24 protein-coding genes are annotated in these 25,778 nt (G+C 58.8%); 7 read left to right on the top strand and 17 right to left on the bottom strand.

Annotated features, from left to right (window positions below):
- Nucleotides 1-53: 53 nt before the first annotated feature.
- The 5 genes from ACZ5FP_RS19645 (at nt 54) to ACZ5FP_RS19625 (ending at nt 4,815) form a co-directional block, all read left to right on the top strand.
- Nucleotides 54-1,052 carry an ABC transporter ATP-binding protein gene (locus tag ACZ5FP_RS19645; RefSeq protein ID WP_464663798.1) on the top strand — a complete coding sequence of 333 codons (999 nt, stop codon included), beginning with the start codon at nt 54-56 and terminating at the stop codon, nt 1,050-1,052.
- Nucleotides 1,052-2,005, top strand: coding sequence for an ABC transporter permease (locus ACZ5FP_RS19640; RefSeq protein WP_463012501.1), 954 nt, complete (start codon nt 1,052-1,054; stop codon nt 2,003-2,005). Before ACZ5FP_RS19645 ends, ACZ5FP_RS19640 begins: the two co-directional genes overlap by 1 nt.
- Nucleotides 1,995-2,810: an ABC transporter permease gene (locus tag ACZ5FP_RS19635; RefSeq protein ID WP_464663796.1), complete on the top strand. Its 816-nt coding sequence runs from the start codon at nt 1,995-1,997 to the stop codon at nt 2,808-2,810. Before ACZ5FP_RS19640 ends, ACZ5FP_RS19635 begins: the two co-directional genes overlap by 11 nt.
- A 25-nt stretch (nt 2,811-2,835) precedes the next feature.
- Entirely contained in the window at nt 2,836-4,263 is a 1,428-nt protein-coding gene (locus ACZ5FP_RS19630) for a gamma-aminobutyraldehyde dehydrogenase (RefSeq protein WP_464663795.1), read from the top strand.
- 132 nt (nt 4,264-4,395) lie between these two features.
- A complete protein-coding gene (locus ACZ5FP_RS19625; protein ID WP_464663793.1) occupies nt 4,396-4,815 on the top strand; it encodes a GNAT family N-acetyltransferase in 420 nt (139 codons plus the stop codon).
- A 70-nt stretch (nt 4,816-4,885) separates the two neighbouring features.
- On the opposite strand, the gene ACZ5FP_RS19620 is transcribed toward ACZ5FP_RS19625, so the two are convergent.
- From ACZ5FP_RS19620 to murA, 9 genes are all read right to left on the bottom strand, one after another.
- Entirely contained in the window at nt 4,886-6,001 is a 1,116-nt protein-coding gene (locus ACZ5FP_RS19620; RefSeq protein ID WP_464663792.1) for an anhydro-N-acetylmuramic acid kinase, read from the bottom strand.
- A gap of 10 nt (nt 6,002-6,011) precedes the next feature.
- Nucleotides 6,012-7,049, bottom strand: coding sequence for a serine hydrolase domain-containing protein (locus tag ACZ5FP_RS19615; RefSeq protein WP_464663790.1), 1,038 nt, complete (start codon nt 7,047-7,049; stop codon nt 6,012-6,014).
- Between the two features lie 3 nt (nt 7,050-7,052).
- Nucleotides 7,053-8,825 (bottom strand): ABC transporter ATP-binding protein, encoded by a 1,773-nt coding sequence (locus ACZ5FP_RS19610; protein WP_464663788.1) that lies wholly within the window; start codon nt 8,823-8,825, stop codon nt 7,053-7,055.
- Nucleotides 8,822-9,661 carry an ABC transporter permease gene (locus ACZ5FP_RS19605; protein WP_464663786.1) on the bottom strand — a complete coding sequence of 280 codons (840 nt, stop codon included), beginning with the start codon at nt 9,659-9,661 and terminating at the stop codon, nt 8,822-8,824. Before ACZ5FP_RS19605 ends, ACZ5FP_RS19610 begins: the two co-directional genes overlap by 4 nt.
- Entirely contained in the window at nt 9,661-10,620 is a 960-nt protein-coding gene (locus ACZ5FP_RS19600) for an ABC transporter permease (protein WP_346308264.1), read from the bottom strand. Before ACZ5FP_RS19600 ends, ACZ5FP_RS19605 begins: the two co-directional genes overlap by 1 nt.
- Before the next feature lie 45 nt (nt 10,621-10,665).
- Complete coding sequence (locus ACZ5FP_RS19595; protein ID WP_464663784.1) at nt 10,666-12,189, bottom strand: ABC transporter substrate-binding protein; 1,524 nt, start codon at nt 12,187-12,189, stop codon at nt 10,666-10,668.
- Nucleotides 12,190-12,270: 81 nt separating this feature from the next.
- On the bottom strand, nt 12,271-13,194 hold the full coding sequence (gene murQ, locus ACZ5FP_RS19590; protein ID WP_464663782.1) for an N-acetylmuramic acid 6-phosphate etherase: 924 nt from the start codon (nt 13,192-13,194) through the stop codon (nt 12,271-12,273).
- A 338-nt stretch (nt 13,195-13,532) separates the two neighbouring features.
- A complete protein-coding gene (locus ACZ5FP_RS19585; RefSeq protein WP_464663780.1) occupies nt 13,533-14,414 on the bottom strand; it encodes a glucosamine kinase nucleotide-binding domain-containing protein in 882 nt (293 codons plus the stop codon).
- Nucleotides 14,411-15,667: a UDP-N-acetylglucosamine 1-carboxyvinyltransferase gene (murA, locus tag ACZ5FP_RS19580; RefSeq protein WP_464663778.1), complete on the bottom strand. Its 1,257-nt coding sequence runs from the start codon at nt 15,665-15,667 to the stop codon at nt 14,411-14,413. The genes ACZ5FP_RS19585 and murA overlap by 4 nt, the downstream gene beginning before the upstream one ends.
- 346 nt (nt 15,668-16,013) lie before the next feature.
- On the opposite strand from murA, the gene ACZ5FP_RS19575 reads away from it, so the two are divergent.
- On the top strand, nt 16,014-16,871 hold the full coding sequence (locus ACZ5FP_RS19575; RefSeq protein WP_464663776.1) for a MurR/RpiR family transcriptional regulator: 858 nt from the start codon (nt 16,014-16,016) through the stop codon (nt 16,869-16,871).
- A gap of 46 nt (nt 16,872-16,917) precedes the next feature.
- Here ACZ5FP_RS19575 and ACZ5FP_RS19570 read toward each other — a convergent pair whose 3' ends face one another.
- Together ACZ5FP_RS19570 and ACZ5FP_RS19565 are read right to left on the bottom strand one after the other, a co-directional pair.
- On the bottom strand, nt 16,918-17,661 hold the full coding sequence (locus ACZ5FP_RS19570) for an aspartate/glutamate racemase family protein (protein WP_288191447.1): 744 nt from the start codon (nt 17,659-17,661) through the stop codon (nt 16,918-16,920).
- A 22-nt stretch (nt 17,662-17,683) separates the two neighbouring features.
- Nucleotides 17,684-18,313, bottom strand: a complete 630-nt coding sequence (locus ACZ5FP_RS19565; protein ID WP_464663773.1) for a flavin reductase family protein — start codon at nt 18,311-18,313, stop codon at nt 17,684-17,686.
- Nucleotides 18,314-18,439: 126 nt separating this feature from the next.
- Here ACZ5FP_RS19565 and ACZ5FP_RS19560 point away from each other — a divergent pair, with 126 nt between their 5' ends.
- Complete coding sequence (locus ACZ5FP_RS19560; protein WP_464663771.1) at nt 18,440-19,117, top strand: GntR family transcriptional regulator; 678 nt, start codon at nt 18,440-18,442, stop codon at nt 19,115-19,117.
- An 11-nt stretch (nt 19,118-19,128) separates the two neighbouring features.
- Here ACZ5FP_RS19560 and ACZ5FP_RS19555 read toward each other — a convergent pair whose 3' ends face one another.
- Genes ACZ5FP_RS19555 through ACZ5FP_RS19530 form a run of 6 tightly spaced genes read right to left on the bottom strand, consistent with a single transcriptional unit; the run spans nt 19,129 to nt 25,745 of the window.
- Nucleotides 19,129-20,124: an ABC transporter ATP-binding protein gene (locus ACZ5FP_RS19555; protein ID WP_464663769.1), complete on the bottom strand. Its 996-nt coding sequence runs from the start codon at nt 20,122-20,124 to the stop codon at nt 19,129-19,131.
- On the bottom strand, nt 20,121-21,095 hold the full coding sequence (locus tag ACZ5FP_RS19550; RefSeq protein ID WP_374042630.1) for an ABC transporter ATP-binding protein: 975 nt from the start codon (nt 21,093-21,095) through the stop codon (nt 20,121-20,123). The genes ACZ5FP_RS19555 and ACZ5FP_RS19550 overlap by 4 nt, the downstream gene beginning before the upstream one ends.
- A gap of 4 nt (nt 21,096-21,099) precedes the next feature.
- On the bottom strand, nt 21,100-22,596 hold the full coding sequence (locus ACZ5FP_RS19545) for an amidohydrolase family protein (RefSeq protein ID WP_464663767.1): 1,497 nt from the start codon (nt 22,594-22,596) through the stop codon (nt 21,100-21,102).
- Complete coding sequence (locus ACZ5FP_RS19540) at nt 22,593-23,786, bottom strand: amidohydrolase family protein (RefSeq protein WP_464663765.1); 1,194 nt, start codon at nt 23,784-23,786, stop codon at nt 22,593-22,595. The genes ACZ5FP_RS19545 and ACZ5FP_RS19540 overlap by 4 nt, the downstream gene beginning before the upstream one ends.
- Before the next feature lie 7 nt (nt 23,787-23,793).
- Nucleotides 23,794-24,753 (bottom strand): ABC transporter permease, encoded by a 960-nt coding sequence (locus ACZ5FP_RS19535; protein WP_464663764.1) that lies wholly within the window; start codon nt 24,751-24,753, stop codon nt 23,794-23,796.
- A 23-nt stretch (nt 24,754-24,776) separates the two neighbouring features.
- On the bottom strand, nt 24,777-25,745 hold the full coding sequence (locus ACZ5FP_RS19530) for an ABC transporter permease (protein ID WP_464663762.1): 969 nt from the start codon (nt 25,743-25,745) through the stop codon (nt 24,777-24,779).
- Between the last annotated feature and the right edge of the window lie 33 nt (nt 25,746-25,778).

The raw sequence follows: 25,778 nt of genomic DNA, 5'->3' as shown, positions 1-25,778 counted from the left end.
ACGCTGCGGTGTGTGGTTCGCCCGGCAAGCATGCCTGAAACATGGAGTGAGACATGACAGCTGCTGTCCTGTTTGAAAACGTATCGCGCCATTTCGGAGCGGTTCGCGCCGTCGATGCGGTTGATCTTGCCGTTGCCGAAGGGGAATTCTTTGCCATGCTTGGCCCCTCCGGCTCGGGCAAGACCACCTGCCTGCGCCTGATGGCGGGGTTCGAACAGCCAACCGGCGGCCATATCGAGATTTTCGGCGAGACGGCGGAGGGCGTGCCGCCGTACCGGCGCAACGTCAATACGGTGTTTCAGGATTATGCATTGTTTCCGCATCTGAGTATCCTCGACAATGTCGCCTATGGCCTGATGGTCAAGGGCGTGGCGCGGGAAGAACGGCGCAAGGCTGCGGAAGATGCGCTTGCGATGGTCAAGCTGCCTGGGTACGGCACGCGGCGGCCCGGTCAGCTTTCCGGCGGCCAGCGCCAGCGCGTTGCGCTTGCACGCGCCCTCGTCAACAAGCCTAAAGTCCTTCTGCTAGACGAGCCATTGGGTGCGCTTGATCTCAAGCTGCGTGAACAGATGCAGGAGGAATTGAAGATCCTGCAGAAATCGCTCGGCATCACCTTTGTCTTTGTCACCCATGATCAAGGCGAAGCCCTGTCCATGGCCGACCGCATCGCCGTGTTCAACGAAGGCAGGATCCGGCAACTTGGTACGCCGGAAGATGTCTACAAGCGGCCGAAGACGCGGTTTGTCGCCGATTTCGTCGGCTCGTCCAATATCCTGCAACCGGAATTTGTCACCCAGCTTGGCGCGGGCCGGCAACTCGCCAGCCTGCGTCCCGAAGCCATCGAGCTTACCGGCAAGAAAGACGGTCAGCTCTCGCTGTCCGGCATTGTCCTGTCGCGCAGCTTCCTTGGTGCATCGAACCGTATCACCGTCGATGTCAGCGGGACCAAACTTCATGTGACCAGCCCGGCGGCAAGTCCTGTTCCGGAAGAAGGCAGCAAGGTCACATTGAGTTTTGCCCCGGCCGATCTTCATCTTATGGAGGCGGTGTGATGAGCGCCATCACCGGCGAACAGGCCATATCAACCCAAAGGCCCGGTCTTGCCGGCCGCATATCGGATTTCTTCTGGAAACATCCGCATGTTTTCCTGGCAGTGATGCTGGCTCCGCCGCTGCTGTGGCTCGGCATCATCTATTTGGGTTCGTTGCTCGCGCTCCTGTTGCAGAGCTTCTTTTCCATCGATGATTATTCGGGCCTGGTGAATTACGAGTTCACGCTTGCCACCTACGGGCAGCTGCTGAACGAGACCAATCTCGACATCATCATCCGCACCGTGTGCATGGCGGCGATCGTGACCCTGTTTTCCGCACTGATCGCCTTTCCGATCGCCTACTATGCGGCGCGCTATGCCAGGGGAAAATGGAAGGCGCTGTTCTATCTCGGGGTAATGCTGCCGCTGTGGTCGAGCTATCTCGTCAAGATTTACGCGTGGAAACTGATCCTTGCCAAGGAAGGTATTCTGACCTGGCTCCTGACCAAGCTGAACCTGCTCTGGCTGCTGGATGCGTGGCTGTCACTCCCCGTGATCGGCGGCAATTCCCTCTCGGTCAGCTATACCGGCACCTTCATCGTGTTTGTCTATGTCTGGATGCCCTTCATGATCCTGCCGATCCAGGCATCGCTGGAACGCGTACCGGTCAATCTGATCGAGGCCTCCTCCGATCTTGGCAGCACCCCGCAGCAGACATTCCGCCATGTACTGTTTCCGCTGGCTCTGCCCGGCATCGTCGCGGGGTCAATCTTCACATTCTCGTTGACGCTGGGTGACTACATCATTCCGCAGATCATCGGCTCATCGCGTCTGTTCATCGGCCAGGCCGTCTATGCGCAGCAGGGCACGGCGGGCAACATCCCGCTTGCTGCCGCCTTTACCGTCGTGCCGATCGTCATCATGGGGCTCTATCTCTGGGCCGCCCGCAGAATGGGAGCTTTCGATGCGCTCTGACCGTTCCGCCTCTGCTCCGCTGGCCCTGAAGATTGCCGCCGCTGGCGGGCTGCTCTTCCTGCATCTGCCGATCCTGCTGATTTTCCTCTATGCCTTCACCACGGAAGAAAAGAGTTACCAATTCCCGCCGCCCGGCCTGACACTGCAATGGTTCGCAGTGACCTGGAACCGGCCGGATGTGTGGCAGGCGCTGAGCCTCTCGGTCCGGGTCGCCTCGATCGCCACGGCCATCGCATTGCTGCTTGGCACGCTCTGCGCCGCCGCTGTCAGCCAGACCCGGTTCTTCGGGCGCGAGACGATTTCACTGCTGGTCATCCTGCCGATTGCCCTGCCCGGCATCATCACCGGCATTGCTCTGCGGTCAGCCTTCAGCATGGCGGACATTCCCTTCTCGATCTGGACCATCGTGCTTGGTCACGCCACGTTCTGCGTCGTGGTTGTCTATAACAATGCGGTGGCCCGCTTCCGCCGTGTTTCGGGTTCACTGGTCGAAGCGTCGATGGATCTCGGTGCCAACGGCTTCCAGACATTTCGGTATGTCATCCTGCCGAATATCAGCACGGCGCTGCTGGCGGGCGGCATGCTCGCCTTTGCCCTGTCCTTCGACGAAGTCATCGTCACCACATTCACCGGCGGCCAGCAATCCACCCTGCCGATCTGGATGCTGCAGGAACTCATCCGCCCGCGCCAGCGGCCCGTCACCAACGTGGTCGCGATGGTCGTCGTGCTGGTGACATTCCTGCCGATCCTTGCCGCCTATTACCTCACACGTGACGGCGACCAGATCGCCGGTTCCGGCAAATAATGCAAAGACTATGGGAGAACGACACATGGATACGCAACTGCTGATCGGGTCGACATTCGTCGCCGGAACCGAGGCCGAGGAGCATATCCTCAATCCGAAGACCGGCGCGACAATCATTGATCTTGCCGAAGCCTCCCACAGTCAGATCGATGCAGCTGTCGACGCGGCCGAACGGGCCTTTGCGACGTGGTCACTGACGACACCTGCCGAGCGCTCCGGTTATCTCCTGCGGATTGCCGATGCCATTGAAAAACAGGCGGATGATTTCGCCGCGCTTGAAGCGCTCAACTGCGGCAAGCCGATCAATGCCGTGCGCAATGACGAACTTCCCGCCATCATCGATTGCTGGCGGTTCTTTGCCGGAGCCATCCGTTCCATGCATGCGCCCGTCGCGGGCGAATATCTGCCCGGCCACACCTCAATGGTTCGCCGCGACGCTGTCGGCATTGTCGGATCGATTGCGCCGTGGAATTACCCGCTGATGATGATGGCGTGGAAACTTGCGCCAGCTATTGCAGGTGGCAATACGGTGGTGTTCAAGCCGTCCGAACAAACACCGCTGACAGCGCTGAAAATGGCGCGGCTTCTGGCGGATATTCTCCCCGAAGGAGTGGTCAACGTCATTCTTGGCCGCGGCGACACGGTCGGCAACGCGCTGATCAACCACCCCAAGATTGGCATGGTGTCCATCACCGGCGATATCGCCACGGGCAAGAAGGTGCTGCAGGCCGCCGCCAAGACGGTCAAGCGGACTCATCTGGAACTGGGCGGCAAGGCGCCTGTCATCGTCTATGACGATGCGGACCTTGACGCGGTGGTCAACGGTATCCGTACCTTCGGTTATTACAATGCCGGCCAGGATTGTACGGCCGCCTGCCGCATCTATGCGCAGGATGGCATCTACGAGAAACTGGTGGCTGACCTCACCTCGGCCGTTTCCACCATCCGCTTCAACGACGCCGACGATACGGTCAACGAGATCGGACCGCTTATCTCCAGCCGCCAGCGCGATCGTGTGGCGAGTTTTGTGGAGCGCGCCACGGAACAGAAGCACATCGAGATCACCACTGGCGGCCATGCGGGCAGCGCCAATGGCTTCTTCTTTCAGCCCACCGTCGTTGCCGGTGCGACGCAGGAGGACGAGATTGTCCGCCGCGAGGTGTTCGGTCCGGTGGTTTCCGTGACGCGTTTCCGTGCCGATGATGAGGCGGTAAGATGGGCCAATGACAGCGATTACGGCCTCGCATCTTCGGTCTGGACGAAAGATATTTCCAAGGCGATGAGAACCGCATCGCGGCTGCAATATGGCTGCACCTGGATCAACATCCACTTCATGCTGACCAACGAAATGCCGCATGGCGGCGTGAAGCAGTCAGGCTATGGCAAGGACATGTCGATCTACGCGTTGGAGGATTATACGGCCGTTCGCCATATCATGATCAACCACGGCTGAAGGCCGCATTGGGCAAAGTGGGATCAGCATCAACGCTCTTTGCAGAAAGGAATAAAATATCCATAAAACATTGAAATCGGGAATTTATTATTCTAGCCTGATTTTACTGACCTGACTTGTCCATGCGGTAGAATGAACATCCATCTCGAAGTCACAGAAGCCCCCTCGCCAACCGATCTCAAATTCCTGGGAGATCAGCTGACGGCATTCAATGATGGCGACGTCGGGCCGAGCCAAAGAGTGGCCCTTGCGGTCTTTGTGCGCGATGAAGCGGATAGGGTTGTCAGTGGAATATCGGGCTACACCGCGTGGGGATGGCTCTACATTCAATGGTTGTGGGTGGATGAGAGTTTTCGCGGACAGCACATGGCAGCCAGAATGTTGGATGCCGCAGAACGGGAAGCGGCGAAACGCGGATGCCATGGCGCATATATTGATACGTTCAATCCGAAAGCCGCGAAGACCTACCAGAAGCAGGGATACCAGACCTTTGCGACCCTGCCCGATTTTCCGATGGGGCGTGACCGCATCTTCCTGCAGAAACGGCTCTGACTAGTGGTCCGATTCTGATATTTGCCTCAATGGCCTGTATAAGAGGGATGCAAATGTCAAATTCGTTCCACTAGCCTGCAATGCGTCCGCCGCGCGTGGGCTCGCGAACGCCTGTCGTCGTCGGGAAACTGATCGGCAGGTTCCTGAGAACACGCACCGCAAGAAAACCAAAGCATTCCGCCTCGACCGCGTCGCCGCGCAAACCCAAGGTTTCGGCGGACAGGACCTCGACGCCGGCGCGATCCGAAAGCATGGCCATGATCGCCGGATTGCGGCGGCCGCCTCCGCAAACCACCAGCCGGCCGGGCCGCTGCGGCAAGAGATCGAGCGCTTTCCCCACGGCAGATGCGGTAAATGCCGACAGAAGTGCCGCCCCATCCCGTGCATTGAGGCCATCGGCCATTTCCGCACCAAAATCGAAGCGGTCCAATGATTTTGGATAAGGTGCTGCCAGATAAGGATGCTGCAGGAGCCTGGAGAGGCGTTCTTCGTCAACCATTCCAGCCAAAGCCAGAGCGCCGTCCCGATCCATTTCGCCCAGCCCTTTCGACTTGACGAAATCGTTGAGCGGCGCGTTGGCAGGCCCGGTATCGAACGCGACAAAGCCACCATCGCCATCCCACCAGGTGATGTTCGCAACACCGCCCAGGTTCAGCATGGCGGTGTCCTTTCCCACTCCGGCAGCCTGCAGCAGTGCAGCATGATACGCGGCCGACAAAGGAGCACCCTGCCCGCCCAAGCGCATATCAGCCGAGCGAAAATCATAGGCGACTTTCGTTCCAAGAATGGCGCTCATCAGTTCGCCATCGCCGAGCTGGCGGGTCGCGCCAAGACGGCCGCCCTGGGGAGCGCGGTGCAGAACGGTCTGGCCGTGAAAACCGACGATGCCAATGTCAGCCATTGTCAGGCCGGCACCGTTGACCAGATCCTGGACTGCCGCGGATTGCGCGCGCGTCAGTGCCTCTTCGGCTTGCCGGAAGATCACCGGTTCGGGACCATTGAAATTCCAGACACGGGCCTGGCTCAACGTCTCCTCCAGCAGGCTTCGAACGGATGCGTCATAGGGGGTCAGCGCGTAAGCGCCGAACGCCTCTATGCGCTCGCCGTCTGTCTTGATCAGGGCAACGTCAATGTTGCCGTCAAGTACGGTACCGGTCATCAGGCCAACGGCCCACATTGGTTCCATGGTTGAATTCCTACTGTCCGTTGACGAGATTGCCGACTTCCTGCCGAAGCAACGTTATTCCACTGTCGAAATGGCGTGTCGGATGAATGCGGTTGGTGAGCAGTGTCCAGGCCCTGCCCTTGTCGAAATCAATCCACAGGCCAGTACCTGTAAAGCCCGTATGACCGATCGTGTTCGCAGAACACAATCCTCCGCCTGACCAGTCCTCATAGGGCCGCTCCCACCCATGGGTGCGTTTGGCGGACAGAGGTTTCTTCATGAGCGCAATCGCATGCTCGGACGCTCCTGTTCCATCCAGCAGACCTTGCGCGAAATCCAGGACGGAATGGGCCGTTCCGAACAGCCCGGCATGACCGGCTCCCTGCAAGGCGGCACAATTGTCGTCATGCACCTCACCCGACAGCACCCGGTGACGCCAGGTGCAGTCCTCGGTGGCCGCCGCAGCATCAGATGCAGCAGAGAACGCAAAGCCTGCTCCTGGGTCCATGTCACGGACGGAGCACTTGGATAGGCGCTCCAGCACAAAACCCAGAAGAATGAAATTGATATCGGAATAGACCGGTTCCCCGGCCTGCCATTCACGCTGCAGGATGAAGCTGCGCAGCAAATCCGGATCGCGGCCATATGTGTATATCGGGGCAACGGCCGGCAAGGGCGTCTGATGGCCGAGACATTGCCTAAAGGTGATTTTCCGCTCCCAGACGTTTGCGTCATATTGGCGTAGATCCGGCAGCACGGAGATGAGCGGTGCGTCGAGATCAATGATGCCCGCTTCCGCCAAAGCAAGGATGCGCGGTGTCGTAAAGATGACCTTGGTCAGCGATGCAAGGTCGAACCACGTGTCGATCCGCATCGGCCTGATATTCGGAATGAGTTGAGCTGAGCCAATCGCCTGGATGATCCGGCGCTGGTCCCGATCAACGATGCCGAACACGCCCCCGGGGATACGGCTGGTTGCTACGGCGTTGGCGAGTGGTGCAAAAGCGCGATTGAACAACCGGGAAAGCGCGGCATTGGCGAACTGTTCCGTACGATCAGATGCACTCATGATCTATCCCGCCGTTTGCGAATATGATGGAGCTTCGGTACGTGCCTTGTGATCGGCACCAAAATGCGTCCAGTCGGCCGGGGCGGGTTCAAAACCCGGCTGGCGCACCAGGGACGGAACCTGCCGCGTATCCAGTTCAAAGTGCTCCTTGCGGCGGCTAACCGTCGGAACGGCGGCAATGAGCCTTTGCGTATAGGAATGCTGCGGATTTGCCAGCACCGCTGCAGCACGACCGATTTCAACAATCTGTCCGGCATACATGACGGCAATCCTGTGGGCGATCCGCTCGACAACGGCCATGTCATGCGAGATGAACAGATAGGCCAGATTGAATTCCCGTTGCAGGTCGACAAGCAGATCCAATACCTTGGCCTGCACGGACACATCCAACGCCGAAACCGCTTCATCCAGAACCACAACGGAAGGGTTCAGCATCAGCGCCCGGGCAATGCACAAGCGCTGGCGTTGACCGCCGGAGAATTCATGCGGATAGCGGTCAAGGCTGTTGGACGGCAGGCCGACGCGCTCGATCAGCATGGACATTCTCTCGCGCGTCTGGACATCGAGCCGCCCGCCTGCGGCAATCACCGGCTCGGCAAGAATGCTCGCAATGGAGAGCCGCGGATTGAGCGAAGCATAGGGGTTCTGGAAAACCATCTGCACCGGCCGCTGGCTTTGCCGTGCGGAGGCTTCCTGCCTGACGGCAGAAAAGGTGCCGCGCATGGATTTTGTCAGACCCAGAATGGCCCGCGCCGTTGTCGATTTCCCCGAGCCGCTTTCACCGACAATCGCCAGTGTTTCCCCTGGCATCAGGTCAAAATCCACGCCCTCCACCGCGTGAACCGCACCGGCGGAACGGCGAAAAATACCTGTTGTAACCGGAAACCGCACCGTAAGCCCGTCAACCCTGAGAGCCGGATCGACTGATGCCTCGCTGTTGCGTTTGCCGTCGGTACGCGCTGCCTGCCCGCTGGCGAAATGCGGGACGGCATGCAGGAGATGTTGCGTATAGGGATGTTGCGGGTGATCGAGTATCTGGTTCGACTCCCCTTGTTCCACCGCCTGCCCGTTCTGCATCACCATGACCCTGTCGGCAATTCCCGCGACGAGGCCGATGTCATGCGTGATGAAAATCATCGACATCCCGGTTTCCCGCTTCAATTCTGCGAGAAGCGCCATGATCTGTGCCTGCACGGTGACGTCCAATGCCGTGGTGGGCTCATCGGCAATCAGCAGACGGGAGTTGCACGCCAAAGCCGTTGCTATCATGACGCGCTGGAGCATGCCGCCCGATAGCTGGTTGGGATAATAGTTCAAGCGCCGTAGAGCATCGGGAATCCGCACGCGATCGAGCGCGTCCTTGGCAGCCGCACGCGCCTGCTTTCCGGTCAGACCCCGATGGAGCCGAAAGGATTCTTCAATCTGCGTGCCTATGGAAAGCACGGGATTGAGCGATGTCATCGGCTCCTGAAAAATCATGCCGATTTCAGCGCCGCGCACTTTTGTCAGTTGTGGTTCCGTCGCGGCCGTCAGGTCCAGAATGCTGCTATCGGCCCGTTTCAGCTTTATGGAACCGGAGACGATGCGGCCCCCGCCAAAATCAACGAGCCGATTGATTGAGAGCGCCGTGACGGATTTTCCGGAGCCGCTTTCACCGACGATCGCCAGTGTTTCTCCGGCGGCCACATCAAAGCTTACGCCGCGCACAACCTGATTGACCTCGGGGTCGTGGCCGAAGCCGACGCGCAAATCACGGACAGAGAGCAGCGGGCTCATGGGTTTGACCTCCGCATTCTCGGATCAAGGATATCGCGCAGCGCATCGCCGAGCAGGTTGAAACCAAGGATGCTCACCATGATTGCAAGGCCGGGGAAGACCAGCAGCCATGGGGCTGTTTCCATCAGATTGCGGCTGTCGCTCAGCATCAGACCGAGCGACGATGCGGGCGGCTGTGTGCCAAGACCAAGGAAACTGAGGCCCGCTTCCGTCAGGAGAGCCCATGCCAGCGCCAGGGTGATCTGGACCGTCAGCGGCGCCACCAGATTGAGCAGGAGATGCCGCGTCAAGATATATGTGCGGCTGCTGCCGAACGTGCGCGCCGCGTCAACGAAATCGCGTGCCTTCAGCGACAGCGCCGGCCCGCGCACGACACGGGTGAATATGGGCGTGTAGACAATCCCGATCGCCACGACGCTGGTCCAGGTTCCCGGCCCGACAATTGCCACGACCAAAAGGGCGAGAAGAATGGCTGGAAATGCCAGCAACACATCCATCAGGCGCATGATGATGCCATCCAGCCGATGGCCGAACCATGCCGCGGCCAGGCCAAGGACAGTTCCCGCAAGCGATGCAAAGGCAACCGACAGGAAGGCGACGGTAAAGGACTGCCCTACCCCACGCATGAGACGGCTGGTGACATCGCGGCCGAACAGGTCAGTGCCCATCCAATAGGTGATGGTGGGAGAGTGCAGGCGGTCCAGACGGTTCTGCATCAACGGGTCATGCGGTGTGAAACCCATAAGGCCGAGCAAGGCGATCACGAGGTAGAGCAGGACGATGGCCCCGCCAATTCTGCCACTTGTATGTCCAAAAATCGCGCGGAGGATGCGCATCAGCGTTCTCCCAAACGAATGCGGGGATCAAGCGCCGAATAAGCGAGGTCGACCAGAAGATTGACGACCATGAAGTTGAAGGCAATGAACAGCACGCTTCCCTGCAACAGGGCATAATCCCGCTGCAATATCGCGTCGAGAACCACGCGCCCCAATCCTGGCAGCGCATAGATCTTCTCGACGAGAACGGCACCGCCCAGCAGATAACCGAATTCCATACCGCTGAGAGTGACGACCGGGATGAGTGCATTCGGCAGCGCATGCCGCCAGATGACACTGCGCGCCGACGCCCCCTTGCTGCGTGCTGTCCTGACATAATCATCGCTCAGGACATCGAGCATGGCCGAACGGGATATGCGGGTGACGGAAGCGGCAAATGCCAATCCAAGCGTGATGGCCGGAAAGATTAATTGGCTAAGGTTACGCAGCGGGTCCTTCCAGAAGGGTGAAAACTCTCCCATAGTCGGCAGCGCACCGAAGCCGACGGACAGCATGTAGATAATCAGAAGGCCGACAACGAAGCTCGGTGTTGACTGGCCGACCATGGCAAAGATGCGCACTGTCAGGTCGGATGGCCTGCCATTATGGGTTGCGGCGAACACCCCTGCCGGAAGACCGATGGCAAGCGCAATGATCATGGAAAGAAAGGCCAATTCCAAAGTCAGGGGAAAACGATCAAATATTACGTCGAGCACCGGTTTTCCGTAGGCGACCGAGATACCCAGATCGCCACGGAAAAGCCCGAGCAGCCAGTGCCAGTATTGAACGAGCCAATTCTGGTCGAGGCCGAAATAGGCCGTCAACGCCACGCGTTGTTGCGGCGTCAACAGCCCGGCCTCTGTCCCCAGCATCGCCGTGATGGCATCGCCGGGAACGAGACGGATTGCAACGAACACAAGTATTGAGACGCCGATCAAAACCAGCGGAAACGTCACCAGACGCCGTGTAACATAACCCATCCAGAAACGTCTCCGGGTAAGAAGTGATCGGCAATCCCAGTCCAGCTATTGCTGGACGGTCACCTTGCTGAGACCGAAAAGCGAACCGATGGGCGTTGCAGTGAAGCCCTGGACACTCTTTTGCTGTGCCGTATAGCTGTAGGAGGTATAGAGCCAGATCCAGGGAGACATCTCTGCGAGATGTTTTTCGAAATCACTGAAAATGACCTTGCGCGCTGCGGGATCGGTCTCGGCGCGGCCCTTCTGCATGAGGCTGTCCAGGGTATCGTCAATGTAATTTGCAACCTTTTGCAGGTTTCCGGTCTTGGTCCAGTACCGGCTGTACATCGAATAGGGATCCGCACTGCCGCCATTCAGGGCAACAGCCATGTCGAAATCGCCTTTCAGCCATGTATCGACATAGACGTTCAGTTCCATGACCTTGATATCGAGTTTGACGCCGATTTCGGCCAGTTGGGATTGGATGACCTGAGCCTCTGCGGCGGCTGTCGGCGGTTCGCCGGTTGCCGCGATGACCGTGGCCGAGAATCCCTTCGCATATCCTGCATCGGCCATGAGTTTCTTGGCCTTCTCGACATCCCGCTTGTAACAGAACAGGCTGTTGGGATCGGTTGCAAAGGATGGTGTCGTTATCGGGCCCGTCACTTTGCCTTCTCCCAGGGAAGCCGTATCGAGAACTTCCTTCCGGTCGATGGCGCAGGAAATGGCCTGCCGTACTGCAAGCTCGGTCATTGGCTTGCGCGACGGATTGAGCTGCAGCACGTGATAGGCAAGCACAGGCGCACGGTTCAGGACCAGTCGCTCTTCCCGTGGAATGAGCGTTGCAATCAGAGGGTCGTTCAGCAGCGCAAAATCAACCTGGCCGGTGCGCATGGCCGCCAGGATCGCAGTTTCGTCGGGAAGAACACTGATATTGATGCCCTCGACACCTGTTGCACCTCCGGCCCACGCCTTGTTGGCAACCAGTATCTCGCGGGAATTCGGATCCCACTTCTCAAGCTTGAAAGGCCCCGAACCTGCAGGCGTTGTGCTGATCGCTCCTTTTTCAATTTCACGCGCGGAAATGATCGCCGCGTTCAGATTTGTCATCGCCGTCAGAAGCGGCACATCCGGCTGGGACAGATGAAAAACCACCGTGTGAGGGTCAACGGCTTCGATATTGGCAATCGACAAGAAGTTGGCCCGCGCCACCGCACCGGTCGCCTCGTTGAGTATACGCTCAAATGACGCTTTCACATCCGCTGAGGTGACCGGGTCCCCGTTCTGGAATTTTGCATTCGGGTTGAGTTTGAAGGTCAATTCCGTACCGTTGGATGAAAACTGCCAGGAATCGGCAAGAGCCGGAACGATCTGCAGGTTGGCATCCAGACGCACGAGCGGCTCATAAATGAGCTCAAGCAGCCTTATGGAAGAGAATGCGGTCTGCTTGTGCGGATCGAGGCCCGTCGCGTCCTGCGACCAGGCCATGCGCAGCGTTGCCGCACTTGCTGGCGAACCCACCATCGCCACGCCAAGGGCTGCAGCTATTGCAAGACAAGAAACCAGTTTCGCTGTTGAACGCCTTTTCATTTTTCTTTTTCCCTCTGGAGCTATTTTGAGCGGCCTTGTGGACGCTTGATTCGTTTTACTTCCTGCTAAACCGGCATGGTCTTACAACGGTTTTGCATTTATCGCCTTTCGCAGAAAACCTCCTGCATCTTTTAGCGCCACCCGCGCTTTTTCCACGTCCATTCCCGTTTTGACCATCAATATCGCCAGCTTCACATCATTGCTTGTCTGATCGAGAGCTTGGCGCGCCTGCTCGGTGGTACAACCGGTTGCCTGCATGACAATACGCGACGCCCTGGCCACGAGTTTTTTGTTGCTCGCGTGCACGTCCACCATGAGATTCTGATAGCTCTTACCGATCCGTATCATACTGGCCGTCGTCAGCATGTTGAGAATGAGCTTCTGCGCGGTGCCGGATTTCAAGCGGGTTGACCCGGTAAGAGCCTCCGGACCGACAACGGGGGAAATCGCGATATCGGCAATTCCGGCAATGATTGAATCCGGGTTGCAGGACAAGGCGATGGTCGAAGCCCCTACCAGTTTGGCGTAATTCAGCCCGCCGATCACGTAGGGCGTGCGCCCGCTGACCGCGATCCCCACAACCACATCCTGTGCCGTCAGCCCAATGTCCCGCAGCGCTTGCTCACCCCTATGAGGATCATCTTCAGCACCTTCAATTGCTCTGACCATCGCCTCGGGACCGCCCGCAATCAGCCCTACCACCACACCTTCGGGTACACCGAAGGTTGGCGGACATTCCGAAGCATCCAGAACCCCCAAACGGCCGCTGGTTCCCGCTCCCATATAGATCAGCCTCCCCCCGGCTTGGAAGGCAGTGACGACCCGGTCAACCGCCGCTGCGATATGCGGAATAACCTTCTCGACAGCCGATGGCACGCCTTTGTCTTCATCATTGATCTTCTGCAAAATATCGGCAGTCGGCAGAAGATCGATCTGCATGGTCTGCGGATTTCTGCCCTCGGAGACCAGTTTTTCCAACTCGGATATCAACGCTTGCTCAGTCATCGGCCAACTTTCGGGAGAACTGCCTCTAATGAAAATGCGATACCGGCGAAAAGCGATGAGATCGCATCTCACCGGGGTCGTCCGCGTATTGCTGAATTGTCTATTCCGCATCCGGAATGCGGCCGCTCGCTCCCTGCTGCAACAGTTCTCATTCTTTTTATGTTAACTTTTTATGATTTATTATTCCTTATGTCAATATAAATTTGGAATTATATATTCCTCACCAGATGTGTTTATCCTTCGGCTGAAACTGGCAGTTCACTTGCCGTCCGCAAACGGAAGGCCATGATTGAACACCGCTTACCGACAATGATGATGGGCAGTCGTGGTCTGAAGTCTCAGCACGATTTTCTCGCCAGAATGATCGCACCTGAAACCGCATCACCGTCGGCTGGTTTCAGGCGGCGGCGAATGTCGGGAGCCAGCCAAGGTTCCAGTGGCGTCGACAGCCCTCCGAGAAGCGTGACGCGGGGCGCACCTTTTTCGATCAGCGCGCGGACGATGGAGTCAATCTGTTCGGCCGCTCCCTGAACCAGACGCCGCCCCACCATGTCACCCTGATCGGCATGGCGCATCACCATGGGCGCAAGGACGGCATAATCGGTCGCTGTCGCCCGATCCATCCACGCAACCACCTCCACAGGGTCGTTCTGGAACCGCTGCATCACTTCGCCCAGCAATGCGCTCTGTTCGTGGCGGCCATCGAAAGCCCGCAACGCGAGTTGAACGGCCTTCAATCCGAGATCCGCGCCACTGCCCTCATCAGATATTGGAAAGCCATAGCCGCCAACCCGCAGATCGCGCCCTTCGGCAAAACCGAGGCCGATGGAACCCGTTCCGGCAATGACGATCGCGCCATCCGCGCCGGAGTGTGCCCCCAGACAGGCAGCAACGCCATCGCTCGTGAAAGCGATGCTGGCAAACGGATGAGGGATAGCCCGAAGCGCCTCGAGCGCGCCTTTGCGGCCGATGCCGGCAAGACCGATACCGGCATGTATGCGTGCGGTTTCCCGCTCCGTGAAACCGGCTTCCGCTATTGCCGAGGTAAAGGCGCTGGCAACGGACGCCCAGGCCGCGTCCACGCCAAGACGGGTTGTCGCAGGTCCGGAGAGCCCTTGGCCGAGGACCGCACCAAAGCCGTCTTCGATGCGGGCGCGGCAGCCCGTGCCGCCGCCATCGACGCCAAGAAAAAACGGCTTCTCATGCTTCGCGTCGCTCATGAGCTGATCCGCTCGATATCCGCGCCGCAGAGCCGAAGCTTGCGATCCAGTTGCTCATAGCCGCGATCAAGGTGATACACCCGGTTGATGATCGTCTCACCTTCGCAAACGAGCCCCGCCAGAACGAGCGAGACGGAAGCCCGCAAGTCCGTCGCCATGACCTGCGCACCATGCAGCGGTTCCCCGCCGCGCACCAGCGCGGTCGTTCCCTGCAGCGTTATGTTCGCCCCCAGACGCATGAGCTCCGGGACGTGCATGAAGCGGTTTTCGAATATGGTTTCGCGCAGCAGCGATGCGCCCTGGCTCTGGCACGTCAATGCCATGAACTGGGCCTGGAGATCCGTGGGGAACCCCGGATAGGGCTCCGTGGTGATGTCCACGGCCTTCAGCGGCCCCTCCCGAGACACAATCAGGCCCCGGTCGCTGGGCCAGACGCTGACACCTGCCGTTTCAAGCGCCTGCACGACGGAAGCCAGATGCTCCAGGCGGGCATGGGTCAGCTCGAGCTGGCCGCCGGTAATGGCCGCAGCGATTGCATAGGTGCCCGCCTCTATCCGGTCAGGGATGATAGCATGCCGGGCGGAGCGCCATGTCGTATCACCTTCCACAAGGATGCGATGCGTCCCGGCCCCTTCAATGCGGGCTCCCATCGCATTGAGGCAGGCGGCGAGGTCAACCACTTCCGGTTCGCGTGCAGCATTGAGGATTTCGGTTTCACCTATTGCTGCGGTGGCCGCCATCATGGCCGTTTCAGTCGCCCCCACAGAGGGAGAACTGAGAACAATACGGGTTCCCTTCAACGAACCCTGCGCAGATGCAACGATGACGCCGTTCTCGATGGCAATATCGGCGCCAAGCGCGGCAAGTGCACTGACATGCATGTTGACGGGCCGGGCACCAATTGCACACCCGCCCGGCAGCGAAACCCTGGCATGCCCGAAGCGGGCGAGCAGCGGCCCAAGAACCAGTATGGTCGCACGCATTCGCCTGACAGTGTCATAGGATGTTTCCTTCGACACAACGGCGCTTGTATCGATGGTTGCCGCATGCGGCGACCGGTCAATGCGCGCGCCGTGGAGTTGCACCACGCCCAGCATGTTCTCGACATCGTTGACAGCCGGCAGATTGGTCAGTTCCAGCGGATAGGGACTCAGCAGCGCAGCGGCGATTTGCGGGAGTGCCGCATTTTTCGCGCCGGAAATCGTCACCGCGCCTTCCAGCCTGTTTCCCCCGATGATCCGTAATCTATCCATGATAACCACTGCCTGATCTGAGGAGCATGAAAACAGGGTGGGTTTCGTTCGACACCCTCTTCACCCGCAGGCTGCGTCCGGTATAGACGGTGCAACCATCATGGCGATACACAAAAACTAATTGATCATTCCACGGTGTCAATTGATTTAGGAATATATTATTCTACGTCAGATTGTTTGCGGCGCGGTGCTTTTATCGGGAACGCTTCTGACGCCATTGCGAGGAGTAGCCAGTGCTTTGAATTGACGGTAGGTATGTCATTTCGGCGCGCTTGAAGGCTCCGATTATTCCATAGGTCCGCGCTTTGGCGCGAGCAGCCTGAACTGCCAACGCGCAAAGGAACGCATGTCTATACTGCAAAAAATCAATGCACAGTTGGACTCCATGGCGCCTGCCGATCGCCAGATCGGGCAGTTCATCATCGACAATCCGGATCAGATGCTGCGGCTGTCATCGGCTGCTCTGGCCGTGGAGACGGGCCGAAGCCAGTCCAGTGTGGTGAAGTTCAGCCAGAAGCTCGGCTATGCCGGCTACATGGAGCTGAAGCTCGCGGTCAGCGAAGCCAAGGCACAGGAATGGACAGCTCCGGCGGGAATGATCCACGGCACGATCGAAATAGGCGACAGCTATCTCGTGATCCTGCAGAAACTGATCGGCAGCAAACAATTGTCGATGCAGCAGACGGTTGCCGTCAACAATGAAAAAGACATCGGCATCGCTTTGGACATCCTGCGCAAGGCCCGGCGCATTCATATGGCAGGCGTCGGCGCATCCTCGCTGGTGGCACGGGATTTTGCCTATAAGCTGATGAAGCTCGGGCGCAATGTGCTGCACGACAGTGACAGCCATGTCCAGATGGCCAACGCATCCACGCTTGGAGCTGATGACGTCTTGTTCGCCCTCTCCTATTCGGGTGACAGTATCGAGACGTTGCGCATTGCCGAGCTTGCCAGCCAGCGCGGCGCGACCGTCATTGCCGTGACCGGGCTGAAGGACAATCCATTGAGCCGCGTGGCGGACATCCGGCTTTACACCTTTGCCGATGAAGAACGCGTTCGCTCTTCATCCATCACCGCAAGGGATGCGCAACTGACGCTGACCGACCTGTTGTTCATCCTGCTTATTCAAGGGCAACCGGATGCCCATGAATATATTCACAACAGCGAAGTTGCAGTCTCCGTTCTGAAGGCTGAACACCTCTAGAAACCCGGGCCGGCAACCCATACCGGCCGCTACCTTGACGGGTTGATCACGCCAAATTGCCCACCTGCTCCACGTTCGATGCGGGGGACGGCGATTTGATCCGGGGGAAATCATAGCCATTCACCTTGGATGTCTTGTATCCGGCCCCGACCAGCGCTTCGGCAACCTTGACGGCCGCCGTGACGCCGTCAATGACGGGAATACCGGTCGCGGCACTGAGCCGGTCGCACAACAACGACATGCCCGCACAACCAAGAACGATCGCTTCCGCGCGGTCTTCCAGTTTCGCCTTGCCGATTTCAAGCACGAGAAGACGCTCTGCCTCGACCGGGTCTTCATCCAGTCCCAGCACCGGCAGATTGATGGCGCGCACGTTGCGGCAATGATGGTTCGCGCCGTAAGCACTGACCAGATCTTCGATGATCGGAATGGAGCGGGGCAATGTCGTGATCACCGTGAAGCGCCGGCTGATCGTCATCGCGACCTGTATGGCGGCCTGGCAGATGCCGATCACGGGGCCGCGTGCAATCTCGCGAGCCGCATGCAGGCCGGGATCATCGAAGCAGGCGATGACATAGGCATCCACGCCTTGCGCCTGCCCTTTGCGTATTTCGGAAAGCATGGCCGGAACAGCCATGGCCTCGTCGGCCCCGCCCTCGATGCTCACCGGCGTATCCACGGGATTGACTGCGGTGACGCGCGTTGTCGGATAGGCCACCCGGACGGCACTTTCCAGAACCTGGGAAGTCATGGACGCAGTGGAGTTTGGATTGATGAGAAGAATATGCACGGTCGAGTTCCTTCAGCGCCACTTAATCGCGGCGGGATTTGGTAAAATCGGCAATTGGCGGAGCCGCCAGAACGAACTGTCGATCGGAGGTGATGTAATTATCAGCGTGGAGACGGGCGATGGGCTGATAAACGTCCGGATTGACGTAGCGCCCCTCCGCGTCAAGGCAATCGCGGCGCACATGCATGTGGACGACTTCGCCAAGGACAAGCACCCGCTTTGGAAATTCGATCAGGCGCTCGACGCGGCATTCCAGGGCGCAGGGAGCCGTGGCAGCATACGTTGCATCGATTTGATTGCATGCGGCTGCCTCCAGACCAGCCATCTCCAGTTCATCGACCTCGCTGTCGAAACCCAGCCCGCAAATGAGCATCTGCTGCGCCATGCTCATATCCACCATGTTGACGGCAAATTCACCCGTCCGGCGGATATTGGCGATCGTGTCTTTCTCTTCCCCCGACGGCCGTGGTTGTACACCGAGGATCAGGATCGGCGGATCATGCGAGAACACGTTGAAGAAGCTCATGGGCGCCGCGTTGCTGTGACCGGCGCTTGAACGGGTCGTTACCAGGGCGATCGGCCGCGGGCCGATAAAATTCGTCAGCAGACGATATCGGCTCTCCGGTTCAAGCTCTGTAAAATCAAACTGCATGCCGACTCTCCCGTTTCGCTATATAGTATACAATTATTGGGCATTATTGTCTACAATCATGCAGACAAAACGAGTTGACATTTTCCATTTGATCGCGATTGTCTGTCACAATCGGGAGACAGATACATGACTGAACAAACAGGGGCTTCAACACAGCAGATTGTTGAACGGGTATGGCTTTCCATTGCCGAGCGCAGGCTTCGGCCCGGCGTGCAACTTAAGGAAGGGCAACTGGCAGCGATCTTCGACGTCAGTCGTGCCCGCATCCGCCAGGCATTGGTTGCACTTGAACGGGATGGGCTCGTCACGATCATCCCGAACCGCGGCGCATTTGTCTGCCAACCTTCGGTGGATGAAGCACGGGATGTCTTCTTTGTCCGCCGTGCGGTCGAACGCTGTATTGTCGAGCGGCTTTGCAAATCAATCTCCAAGGTAAACGTCACGCGGCTGCGAACCCATGTTTCCAAGGAACGAACCGCCAATGCACAGGATAGCACGACCGATATCATCAAGCTGTCAGGCGGCTTCCATCTCTTGCTTGCGGAGGTCGCGAACTCGGACTTTCTTTTCGCCACGATGCGCGATCTGATCGCAAGAAGTTCCCTCATCACTGCGGTCTACCGCAACACCAATCGCTTCAACTGCGGGCCGGACGAACACGCCGAAATTGTCGACGCAATCGCAAATGGCGATCTTTCCAAGGCAACAGGGCTCATGGAGCACCACCTTGAACATGTGGAGGCTGAGCTCGATCTGAGCGAAATCCGCGATCTTCCGCATGATTTGCGTTCCGCGCTGGCCTGAACCGCCGACCGTCATTCTGCGGCAGTTGCCATCTTCTCCTCGACCAGATGGCATGCCACGCGCGTGCCGCCCTGGAGAGTACGAACCTCTGGCACTTCGGCCAAGCAGCGTCCAATGGCAACCGGACACCGCGGGTGGAAAGTACAGCCGGATGGCGGCTTGAGCGGGCTCGGCACCTCGCCGCCGCCAACGACCCGGTCCCTGTTCGGCTGCTGCACATTGGGGATCGTCTGCAGGAGAAGCCGCGTGTAGGGATGCCGCGGATTGGCAAACAGCTCTTCCGTATCCCCCTCTTCGACGATACGCCCGAGATACATGACCGCTATGCGGTCCGACATATGCCTGACAACGCTCATGTCATGGCTGATGAACAGATAGGTAAGGCCAAGTTCGTCCTGCAGCTTGCGCATAAGGTTGAGAACCTGTGCCTGCACCGACACATCGAGCGCAGATGTCGGCTCGTCGCATACGAGGAATTCGGGTTCGCTGGCCAGCGCCCGTGCGATTGAAATACGCTGGCGTTGACCGCCCGAAAACTCATGCGGATATTTTTCGCCATCCGAAGCCGATAGCCCGACGGTCTCGAGCAGTTCCTCAACGCGATCAGCGATTTCATTCGACGTTTTGAGCAACTTCATCTCGCGCAGCGGCTCGGCAACGATGTTCTTCACACGCCATCGGGGATTGAGCGAGGCATAGGGATCCTGGAAGATCATCTGCACCGAAAGTGGCGCCCCATTGCGTCCCGGTGCAAAGCGAAGTTCGCCACTGCTGGGTTTGTGCAACCCGGTTACAAGACGCGCAACCGTTGATTTGCCGCAGCCGCTTTCTCCGACGATGCTGAGGCATCCGCCTGTGGGCACGGTGAAGCTGATGTCATTGACGGCTTGCAGAAGCTGACGCGGCTTGCGCTCGATAACCCGGCTCAGCCACGGTGCCGAGACATCGAATGTCTTGACGAGACGTTCGGCGGTAAAAGCCGGCATTTTTTGTCCGGTCCCGGTCATGCTGTTCCTCCCGCATTGAGCCAGCAGGCGCTTGCGCCATCGCCCGCCGGCATGAGTTCAGGTTGCTCTCGAATACAGCGCGGTCCGACCGATTTGCAGCGCGGATTGAAAGCACACCCATCCGGAATCGCGTCAAGCCGGGGCATGGATCCGTCGATCTGGTTGAGGCGCTCCACGCGGGCAGCAAGTGCCGGAATGGAAGCCATAAGGCCGCGCGTGTAGGGATGCGCCGACGCGTGCAACACCTGATTGACCGAACCAACCTCGATCAACCGGCCCGCATACATGACCGCCACCCTGTCGGCTGCTTCTGCGATGACACCCATATCATGGGTGACCAGCATGACAGCCGTGCGCTTCTCCTTGCAAAGTTTACGCAGCAGCGAAATGATCTGCGCCTGAATGGATACGTCCAGCGCCGTGGTTGGCTCATCGGCGATCACCAGCTTGGGCGAGGCCGCGAGTGCCAGGGCGATGACCACTCTCTGCCGCATCCCGCCCGAGAACTGGTGCGGATAATGGTTCACCCGCTCATCCGGAGAAGGAATGCCGACCTCTCCGAGCAATTCGATCGCCCGGGCTTTCGCCTGCGATTTGCTCATGTTGAGATGCTGGCGGATTGTCTCGCTCAGTTGGGCACCCACCGTGAACAGCGGGTTCAGCGAGGTCAGCGGATCCTGAAAGATCGCACCGATTTTGCGGCCGCGGATTTTTTCCATCTCATAGTCGTCAAGCGTATCAATCCGGCGATTTTCGAGCCAGATTTCGCCGCCGCTGATATGTCCGGGGCGCTCAAGCAGACCTTGAATGGCCAGACCGGTCATCGACTTGCCGGCTCCGGATTCGCCGACCACGCCAAGGATCTCGCCTGCCCGGATGTCGAGACTCACATCCGAAAGCGCGGCCACTGTTCCGTGGCGCCCGGGGAATTCCACCGTGAGATTGCGAACCTCAAGGATGGGCTGATCCATTGTTTCACCCATGTGCGCTGCTCTCTATTGGATAACTCGGAGGGAATATTTCGGCGACCGATGGATGCGCCCAGCTTCGCTCGGGATATTTGGCAATCAGTCCGTCAAACTGTTTCTGTATGCGTTCCCGGGCAGACATCATGTCGATGCCTGCAACCTCACCGAACAGCATGGAAGGACGCCCATCGACAAAGGCCGCCCGTGTCACCTTGCCAGACCCGCCGGTAACAAGCGTCGTGATCGGATCGATCGATGGCGCCATGATCGCATCGTCAAGGCCGAACACCGCAATATCCGCGCGCGCGCCCTGCGAAAGATGGCCGAGGTCCGTTCTGCCGAGCGCCCGCGCACCGCCAAGCGTTGCGGCGTCGAAAAGATCAGCGCTGCGCACCCGGTCCGGCACCCCGTCATTGATACGCGATGTGATCAGGCCGATGAGCAGATTCATCAACATGTCGGCCGGTGCCGTGTCGGTACCCATCGCAATATTGATCCCGCGGTTGCGGCATGCGGAAAACGAGTTCAGCGTATTGCCGCCACGGGCAGACACCAGCGGACAATGCACAATTGAAACACCGTTGGCCGCATAAAGGCGAAGATCTTCGTCCGTTGCGTTGGTTGCGTGCGGCGCAATCAGCCGCTCGCTCAAAAGTCCCGATTGCGCGAGCCAGACCGGCGCTGTTGAGCCATGCAGCGCACGGACCGTATCGACCTCCATGGCGCCTTGCGCCATATGCAGGCGAATCTTGCAACCGAGTTCGCGCGCTGCGGCGTCGGTGCGTTGCAGCAATCCAGCCGTGCATGTCTCGACGCGGTCGGGCGCAAGCATCCCCCGCACGAGATCTCCGTGACGCCCGGTCTGCCGTTCGATGAAGCGCACGGCATCTTCCAGACCACGCAGGCCGCGCTGCTCATCGAATACCGGTCGTATCTGGCCCGGGCTTTCAAGGACCATGCCACCCGAACGGTAGGCGGGACTGAGATAGACCCGCAAGCCGAGGTCTCCAGCTGCATCGGCAGCGGCATCGAACTCGGCAACGGTCTCACCCCACTCGCGATAGAACAGCGACGCGATCGGCGCGGCGGTGGTTATGCCGTTCAGCAGAAGCTGACCGAAGGCAAACCGCTTCTGGAAGGCCAGCTCTTCCGGCGTATACATCTCGTAGGGGCCAGCCTCGACATAAGAGCGGGGCCAGACCCGCCCCTTGGCCCAACCCGGATGGTTGTCGATGCCGAGGATCGTCGTGTCGAGATCGGAAAGTGCGTCGAGGTCGATGAAACCCGGACTGATCAGCGATCTCCCGAAATCGACATGGCGTGCCACCTCCCCCGGAAAGTGATGCCCGACGAACAGAATTTCGCCGTTCTCGAACACAACTTCTCCTTTATGGACAAGCCTATGGGCCCCATCACGATGGCCAAGCACCCAATCGGCAGTCAGCAGCGTCCGCCCTTCGGGCCTGCGGCCAAGCGTCAGCGTCTCGAATCCGGCTTTTGTCATGGCATGTCCACAATGGCTTGGCCTTGCCGTGCCGTGACACGTCCGCCCTTGATGACCAGCGGACGCGGGGCAATGTCGACAACCGCATGCGCCAGGGTTTCACCCGTCAAAAGGGTCAGATCGGCCGTACACCCGACTTGCAGACCATAACCCTCGATCTGCATCACGTCAGCGCCGCCCTGCGAAACGATATGCAGAACATGTTCAAGTTCGCGGTCTTTCCGCAGCCCGTTTTTCATACCGATGATCTTGGCACGGTCGAGCATGTCGGGCTGGCCCCACGGCCCCCAGGTGTCGCGAATGCCATCGCAGCCGCCGCCGACGCGTATGCCGGCTTCCTTCAGTCGCATGACCGATGGAACCGAAGCAGACGGCGCGCCCGTGGTGAGGATCGCCACATCGAGTGCTGCGAGTTCATCCATCAGCTTTCCGACCCGCAGATAGTCGTTCATCCCGAGTGCGAACGCATGGCTAATGGCAACTTTACCCTGCATGCCGTTTGCGCGGATACGCTCAAAAATGAGCTCCATGGTGAATGCGCCGAGATCCCCGACCTCGTGCAGATGAATATCGATCGGCCGTTGATGTTTGACGGCAAGCGTAAATATCGTGTCGAGCTGGCCCTTCGGGTCGCGATCGATACCGCAGGGATCGATACCTCCCAGCACCTCGCAGCCTTGCCGTAGCGCCTCGTCAAGCAGTTCGGCGGTGCCGGGCATGACCATGACACCGGACTGGGGGAAGGCAACGATTTCGATATCGATGATACCGCGCAATTTCTCGCGGGTTTCCCAAACGCCTTCCACGATGGACAGGCCGTGGGTCGGGTCGATATCGACATGGCTGCGGATATGGGTTGCACCATGCGCCGCCAGCCCGATCGCATGCCGCATGGACTGCCGGTGCGGATCAATGCCGATCGCACTGCGGTTCTCGCGCTCAAAATCAATGCGCTCGCGCAGCACGGCCGCCCGGTTGTTTTCGTGCCACGGCATGCCCCATGTCGTCTTGTCGAGGTGGGTGTGGGCATCGATGAGGCCCGGAATGACGATGGAGTTGCCTCCATCCTCGACCGGTACGCCCGGCTCCGGTGCGAATTGACCGAAACCAGCGATCTTTCCATCCTTGATCAGGACATCACAGCTGTCGCCGGCCATGGGCCGTACATTACGGAGCAATAGATTGGTCATGTGTCATCTACCTCAATTTCGGGTTTAGAGCGTCGCGCAACCAGTCGCCCAGCAGGTTCACCGCAACGACGAGAAGGCAAAGCTGGAGCACGGGAAACAGCACGATCCACCACGAACCGGAAAACAGGAATTGGTTGCCGATGCGGATCAAGGTTCCGAGCGACGGCTGGCTGGGTGGCATGCCTATGCCGAGGAAAGACAGCGTCGCCTCAGTCAGAATCGCCATGCCGAAGTTCAATGTCGCTGCCACAAGGACCGGTGTGAGCGTGTTTGGCAGGATATGGTTGGCCATGATCCGGCGAGCCGGTACCTTGATCAGCCTGGCTGCGTGCACATAGTCCTTGCCGCTCTCCACAATCGTCTGGGCGCGCACCGTGCGCGCATACTGAACCCATGCCGACAGCGCGATAGCAAACACCAGCACGGCCGAAGCCCCCATTTCCCGAAGATCCGCGGGAAGCATTTGCCGAACGACCGTCGAAACCAGTATGGCGACGAGAATGGTAGGGATCGAAAGCGTGACATCGCCGATGCGCATCAGAAGGTTATCGACAAAGCCGCCGAAATAACCCGCCACGAGGCCGGCACTCATGCCGATCACCAGGGACAGGGCGACCGACGCTATGCCGATGAAAATCGAAATGCGTGTCCCGTAAAGGATGGCCGAGAGCATATCGCGGCCTTGCGTATCGGTTCCAAGCAAGTAGGGCCATTCACCGTTTTGCTCCCAGATCGGCGGCAGCTCCGCCTTCCACATGTCCAGCTGTGCCCCGTCATAGGGGTTTTGAGCCGCGATCAGCGGCGCAAACAGGGCCGTCAAGATCAGGATTGCCAGAATGATGGCACCCGCAATTGCTACCTTGCTATGCGTGAATGACCACCAGAGGTCGCTGTTGCGCATGCGCCTGAGTAGGGGCGCTCGTGCAGGCCTTGGCGCTTTCGGTGTCTTCGATACGTCTGTTGTCATCGGACAGGTCCCTGACTCTGGGGCTAGCGTGTGCTGCGCAAACGCGGATCAATGACCGCATAAGCGATATCCACGAGCATATTCAGAACAACGAAAATGAAAGAGATGATGCACAGATAGGCCGCCATTACGGGGATATCGATGAATGTTACAGCCTGGATGAACAGCATGCCCATACCCGGCCACTGGAACACGGTTTCCGTGATGAGTGCGAAAGCGATCAATGAGCCCACATTCATTGCCGTCATCGTGACAACCGGCATGAGGCAGTTTCTCAGCGCGTGGCGGAAATAGATGCGCCAGCGGGGAATGCCCCTCGCCCGGGCGAATTTAATGTAGTCGGACCGGAGCACCTCCAGCATTTCGGCCCGCACCAGCCGCATGATCAGCGTGATCTGGTAAAGCGACAGCGCGATTGACGGCAGGATGAGGGCGGCCCGTCCAGACGATGTCAGCAACCCGGTCGACCACCAGCCAAGTCTGACGACGTCGCCGCGTCCGAATGCCGGCAGCCACCCCATGCTGACCGAGAACACCAGGATCAGCAGGATACCGACGACGAAACTGGGCAACGACACACCGACGATGGAGAGGAACTGAAGCCCTTCGGTGTACCATTTGCCGCGCTTGATCGCGGTAAGAACGCCAAGAGGAATGCCGAACACCAGAGAAATCAGTGTTGCCACCAGCACCAGTTCCAGGGTTGCGGGAAACCGGTCAGCGATCAGCGTCAGAACATCCTGGCCATTGCGATAGGAGATACCGAAATTGCCCTCAGCCGCATGGATGACAAAGCGGATATACTGGGTGGGCAGGTTATCGTTGAGACCCAGGCGTTCACGCAGATTGTCGCGATCGGCCTGCGTCATCTGTTCATTCGCCATAAGCTCAACCGGATCGCCGGCGAGCCGGAAAATCAGGAAGGCGAGCATAGCCACTGCGAGCATCACCAGGATTGCGTTTGCCAAGCGCCTCACAATAAAAACCAGCATCTGTCGCCTCCCTTAATTCTGTCTGCCTTGAAC

The organism is Phyllobacterium sp. T2-21 (assembly GCF_055378485.1).
This window is presented reverse-complemented; position numbering and strand designations above follow the sequence as displayed.

Coding starts and splice junctions, on each gene's coding strand:
- ACZ5FP_RS19645 (WP_464663798.1), top strand. CDS start 54: ATGACAGCTGCTGTCCTGTTTGAAAACGTATCGCGCCATTTCGGAGCG.
- ACZ5FP_RS19640 (WP_463012501.1), top strand. CDS start 1,052: ATGAGCGCCATCACCGGCGAACAGGCCATATCAACCCAAAGGCCCGGT.
- ACZ5FP_RS19635 (WP_464663796.1), top strand. CDS start 1,995: ATGCGCTCTGACCGTTCCGCCTCTGCTCCGCTGGCCCTGAAGATTGCC.
- ACZ5FP_RS19630 (WP_464663795.1), top strand. CDS start 2,836: ATGGATACGCAACTGCTGATCGGGTCGACATTCGTCGCCGGAACCGAG.
- ACZ5FP_RS19625 (WP_464663793.1), top strand. CDS start 4,396: ATGAACATCCATCTCGAAGTCACAGAAGCCCCCTCGCCAACCGATCTC.
- ACZ5FP_RS19620 (WP_464663792.1), bottom strand. CDS start 6,001: ATGGAACCAATGTGGGCCGTTGGCCTGATGACCGGTACCGTACTTGAC.
- ACZ5FP_RS19615 (WP_464663790.1), bottom strand. CDS start 7,049: ATGAGTGCATCTGATCGTACGGAACAGTTCGCCAATGCCGCGCTTTCC.
- ACZ5FP_RS19610 (WP_464663788.1), bottom strand. CDS start 8,825: ATGAGCCCGCTGCTCTCTGTCCGTGATTTGCGCGTCGGCTTCGGCCAC.
- ACZ5FP_RS19605 (WP_464663786.1), bottom strand. CDS start 9,661: ATGCGCATCCTCCGCGCGATTTTTGGACATACAAGTGGCAGAATTGGC.
- ACZ5FP_RS19600 (WP_346308264.1), bottom strand. CDS start 10,620: ATGGGTTATGTTACACGGCGTCTGGTGACGTTTCCGCTGGTTTTGATC.
- ACZ5FP_RS19595 (WP_464663784.1), bottom strand. CDS start 12,189: ATGAAAAGGCGTTCAACAGCGAAACTGGTTTCTTGTCTTGCAATAGCT.
- murQ (WP_464663782.1), bottom strand. CDS start 13,194: ATGACTGAGCAAGCGTTGATATCCGAGTTGGAAAAACTGGTCTCCGAG.
- ACZ5FP_RS19585 (WP_464663780.1), bottom strand. CDS start 14,414: ATGAGCGACGCGAAGCATGAGAAGCCGTTTTTTCTTGGCGTCGATGGC.
- murA (WP_464663778.1), bottom strand. CDS start 15,667: ATGGATAGATTACGGATCATCGGGGGAAACAGGCTGGAAGGCGCGGTG.
- ACZ5FP_RS19575 (WP_464663776.1), top strand. CDS start 16,014: ATGTCTATACTGCAAAAAATCAATGCACAGTTGGACTCCATGGCGCCT.
- ACZ5FP_RS19565 (WP_464663773.1), bottom strand. CDS start 18,313: ATGCAGTTTGATTTTACAGAGCTTGAACCGGAGAGCCGATATCGTCTG.
- ACZ5FP_RS19560 (WP_464663771.1), top strand. CDS start 18,440: ATGACTGAACAAACAGGGGCTTCAACACAGCAGATTGTTGAACGGGTA.
- ACZ5FP_RS19555 (WP_464663769.1), bottom strand. CDS start 20,124: ATGACCGGGACCGGACAAAAAATGCCGGCTTTTACCGCCGAACGTCTC.
- ACZ5FP_RS19550 (WP_374042630.1), bottom strand. CDS start 21,095: ATGGATCAGCCCATCCTTGAGGTTCGCAATCTCACGGTGGAATTCCCC.
- ACZ5FP_RS19545 (WP_464663767.1), bottom strand. CDS start 22,596: ATGACAAAAGCCGGATTCGAGACGCTGACGCTTGGCCGCAGGCCCGAA.
- ACZ5FP_RS19540 (WP_464663765.1), bottom strand. CDS start 23,786: ATGACCAATCTATTGCTCCGTAATGTACGGCCCATGGCCGGCGACAGC.
- ACZ5FP_RS19535 (WP_464663764.1), bottom strand. CDS start 24,753: ATGACAACAGACGTATCGAAGACACCGAAAGCGCCAAGGCCTGCACGA.
- ACZ5FP_RS19530 (WP_464663762.1), bottom strand. CDS start 25,745: ATGCTGGTTTTTATTGTGAGGCGCTTGGCAAACGCAATCCTGGTGATG.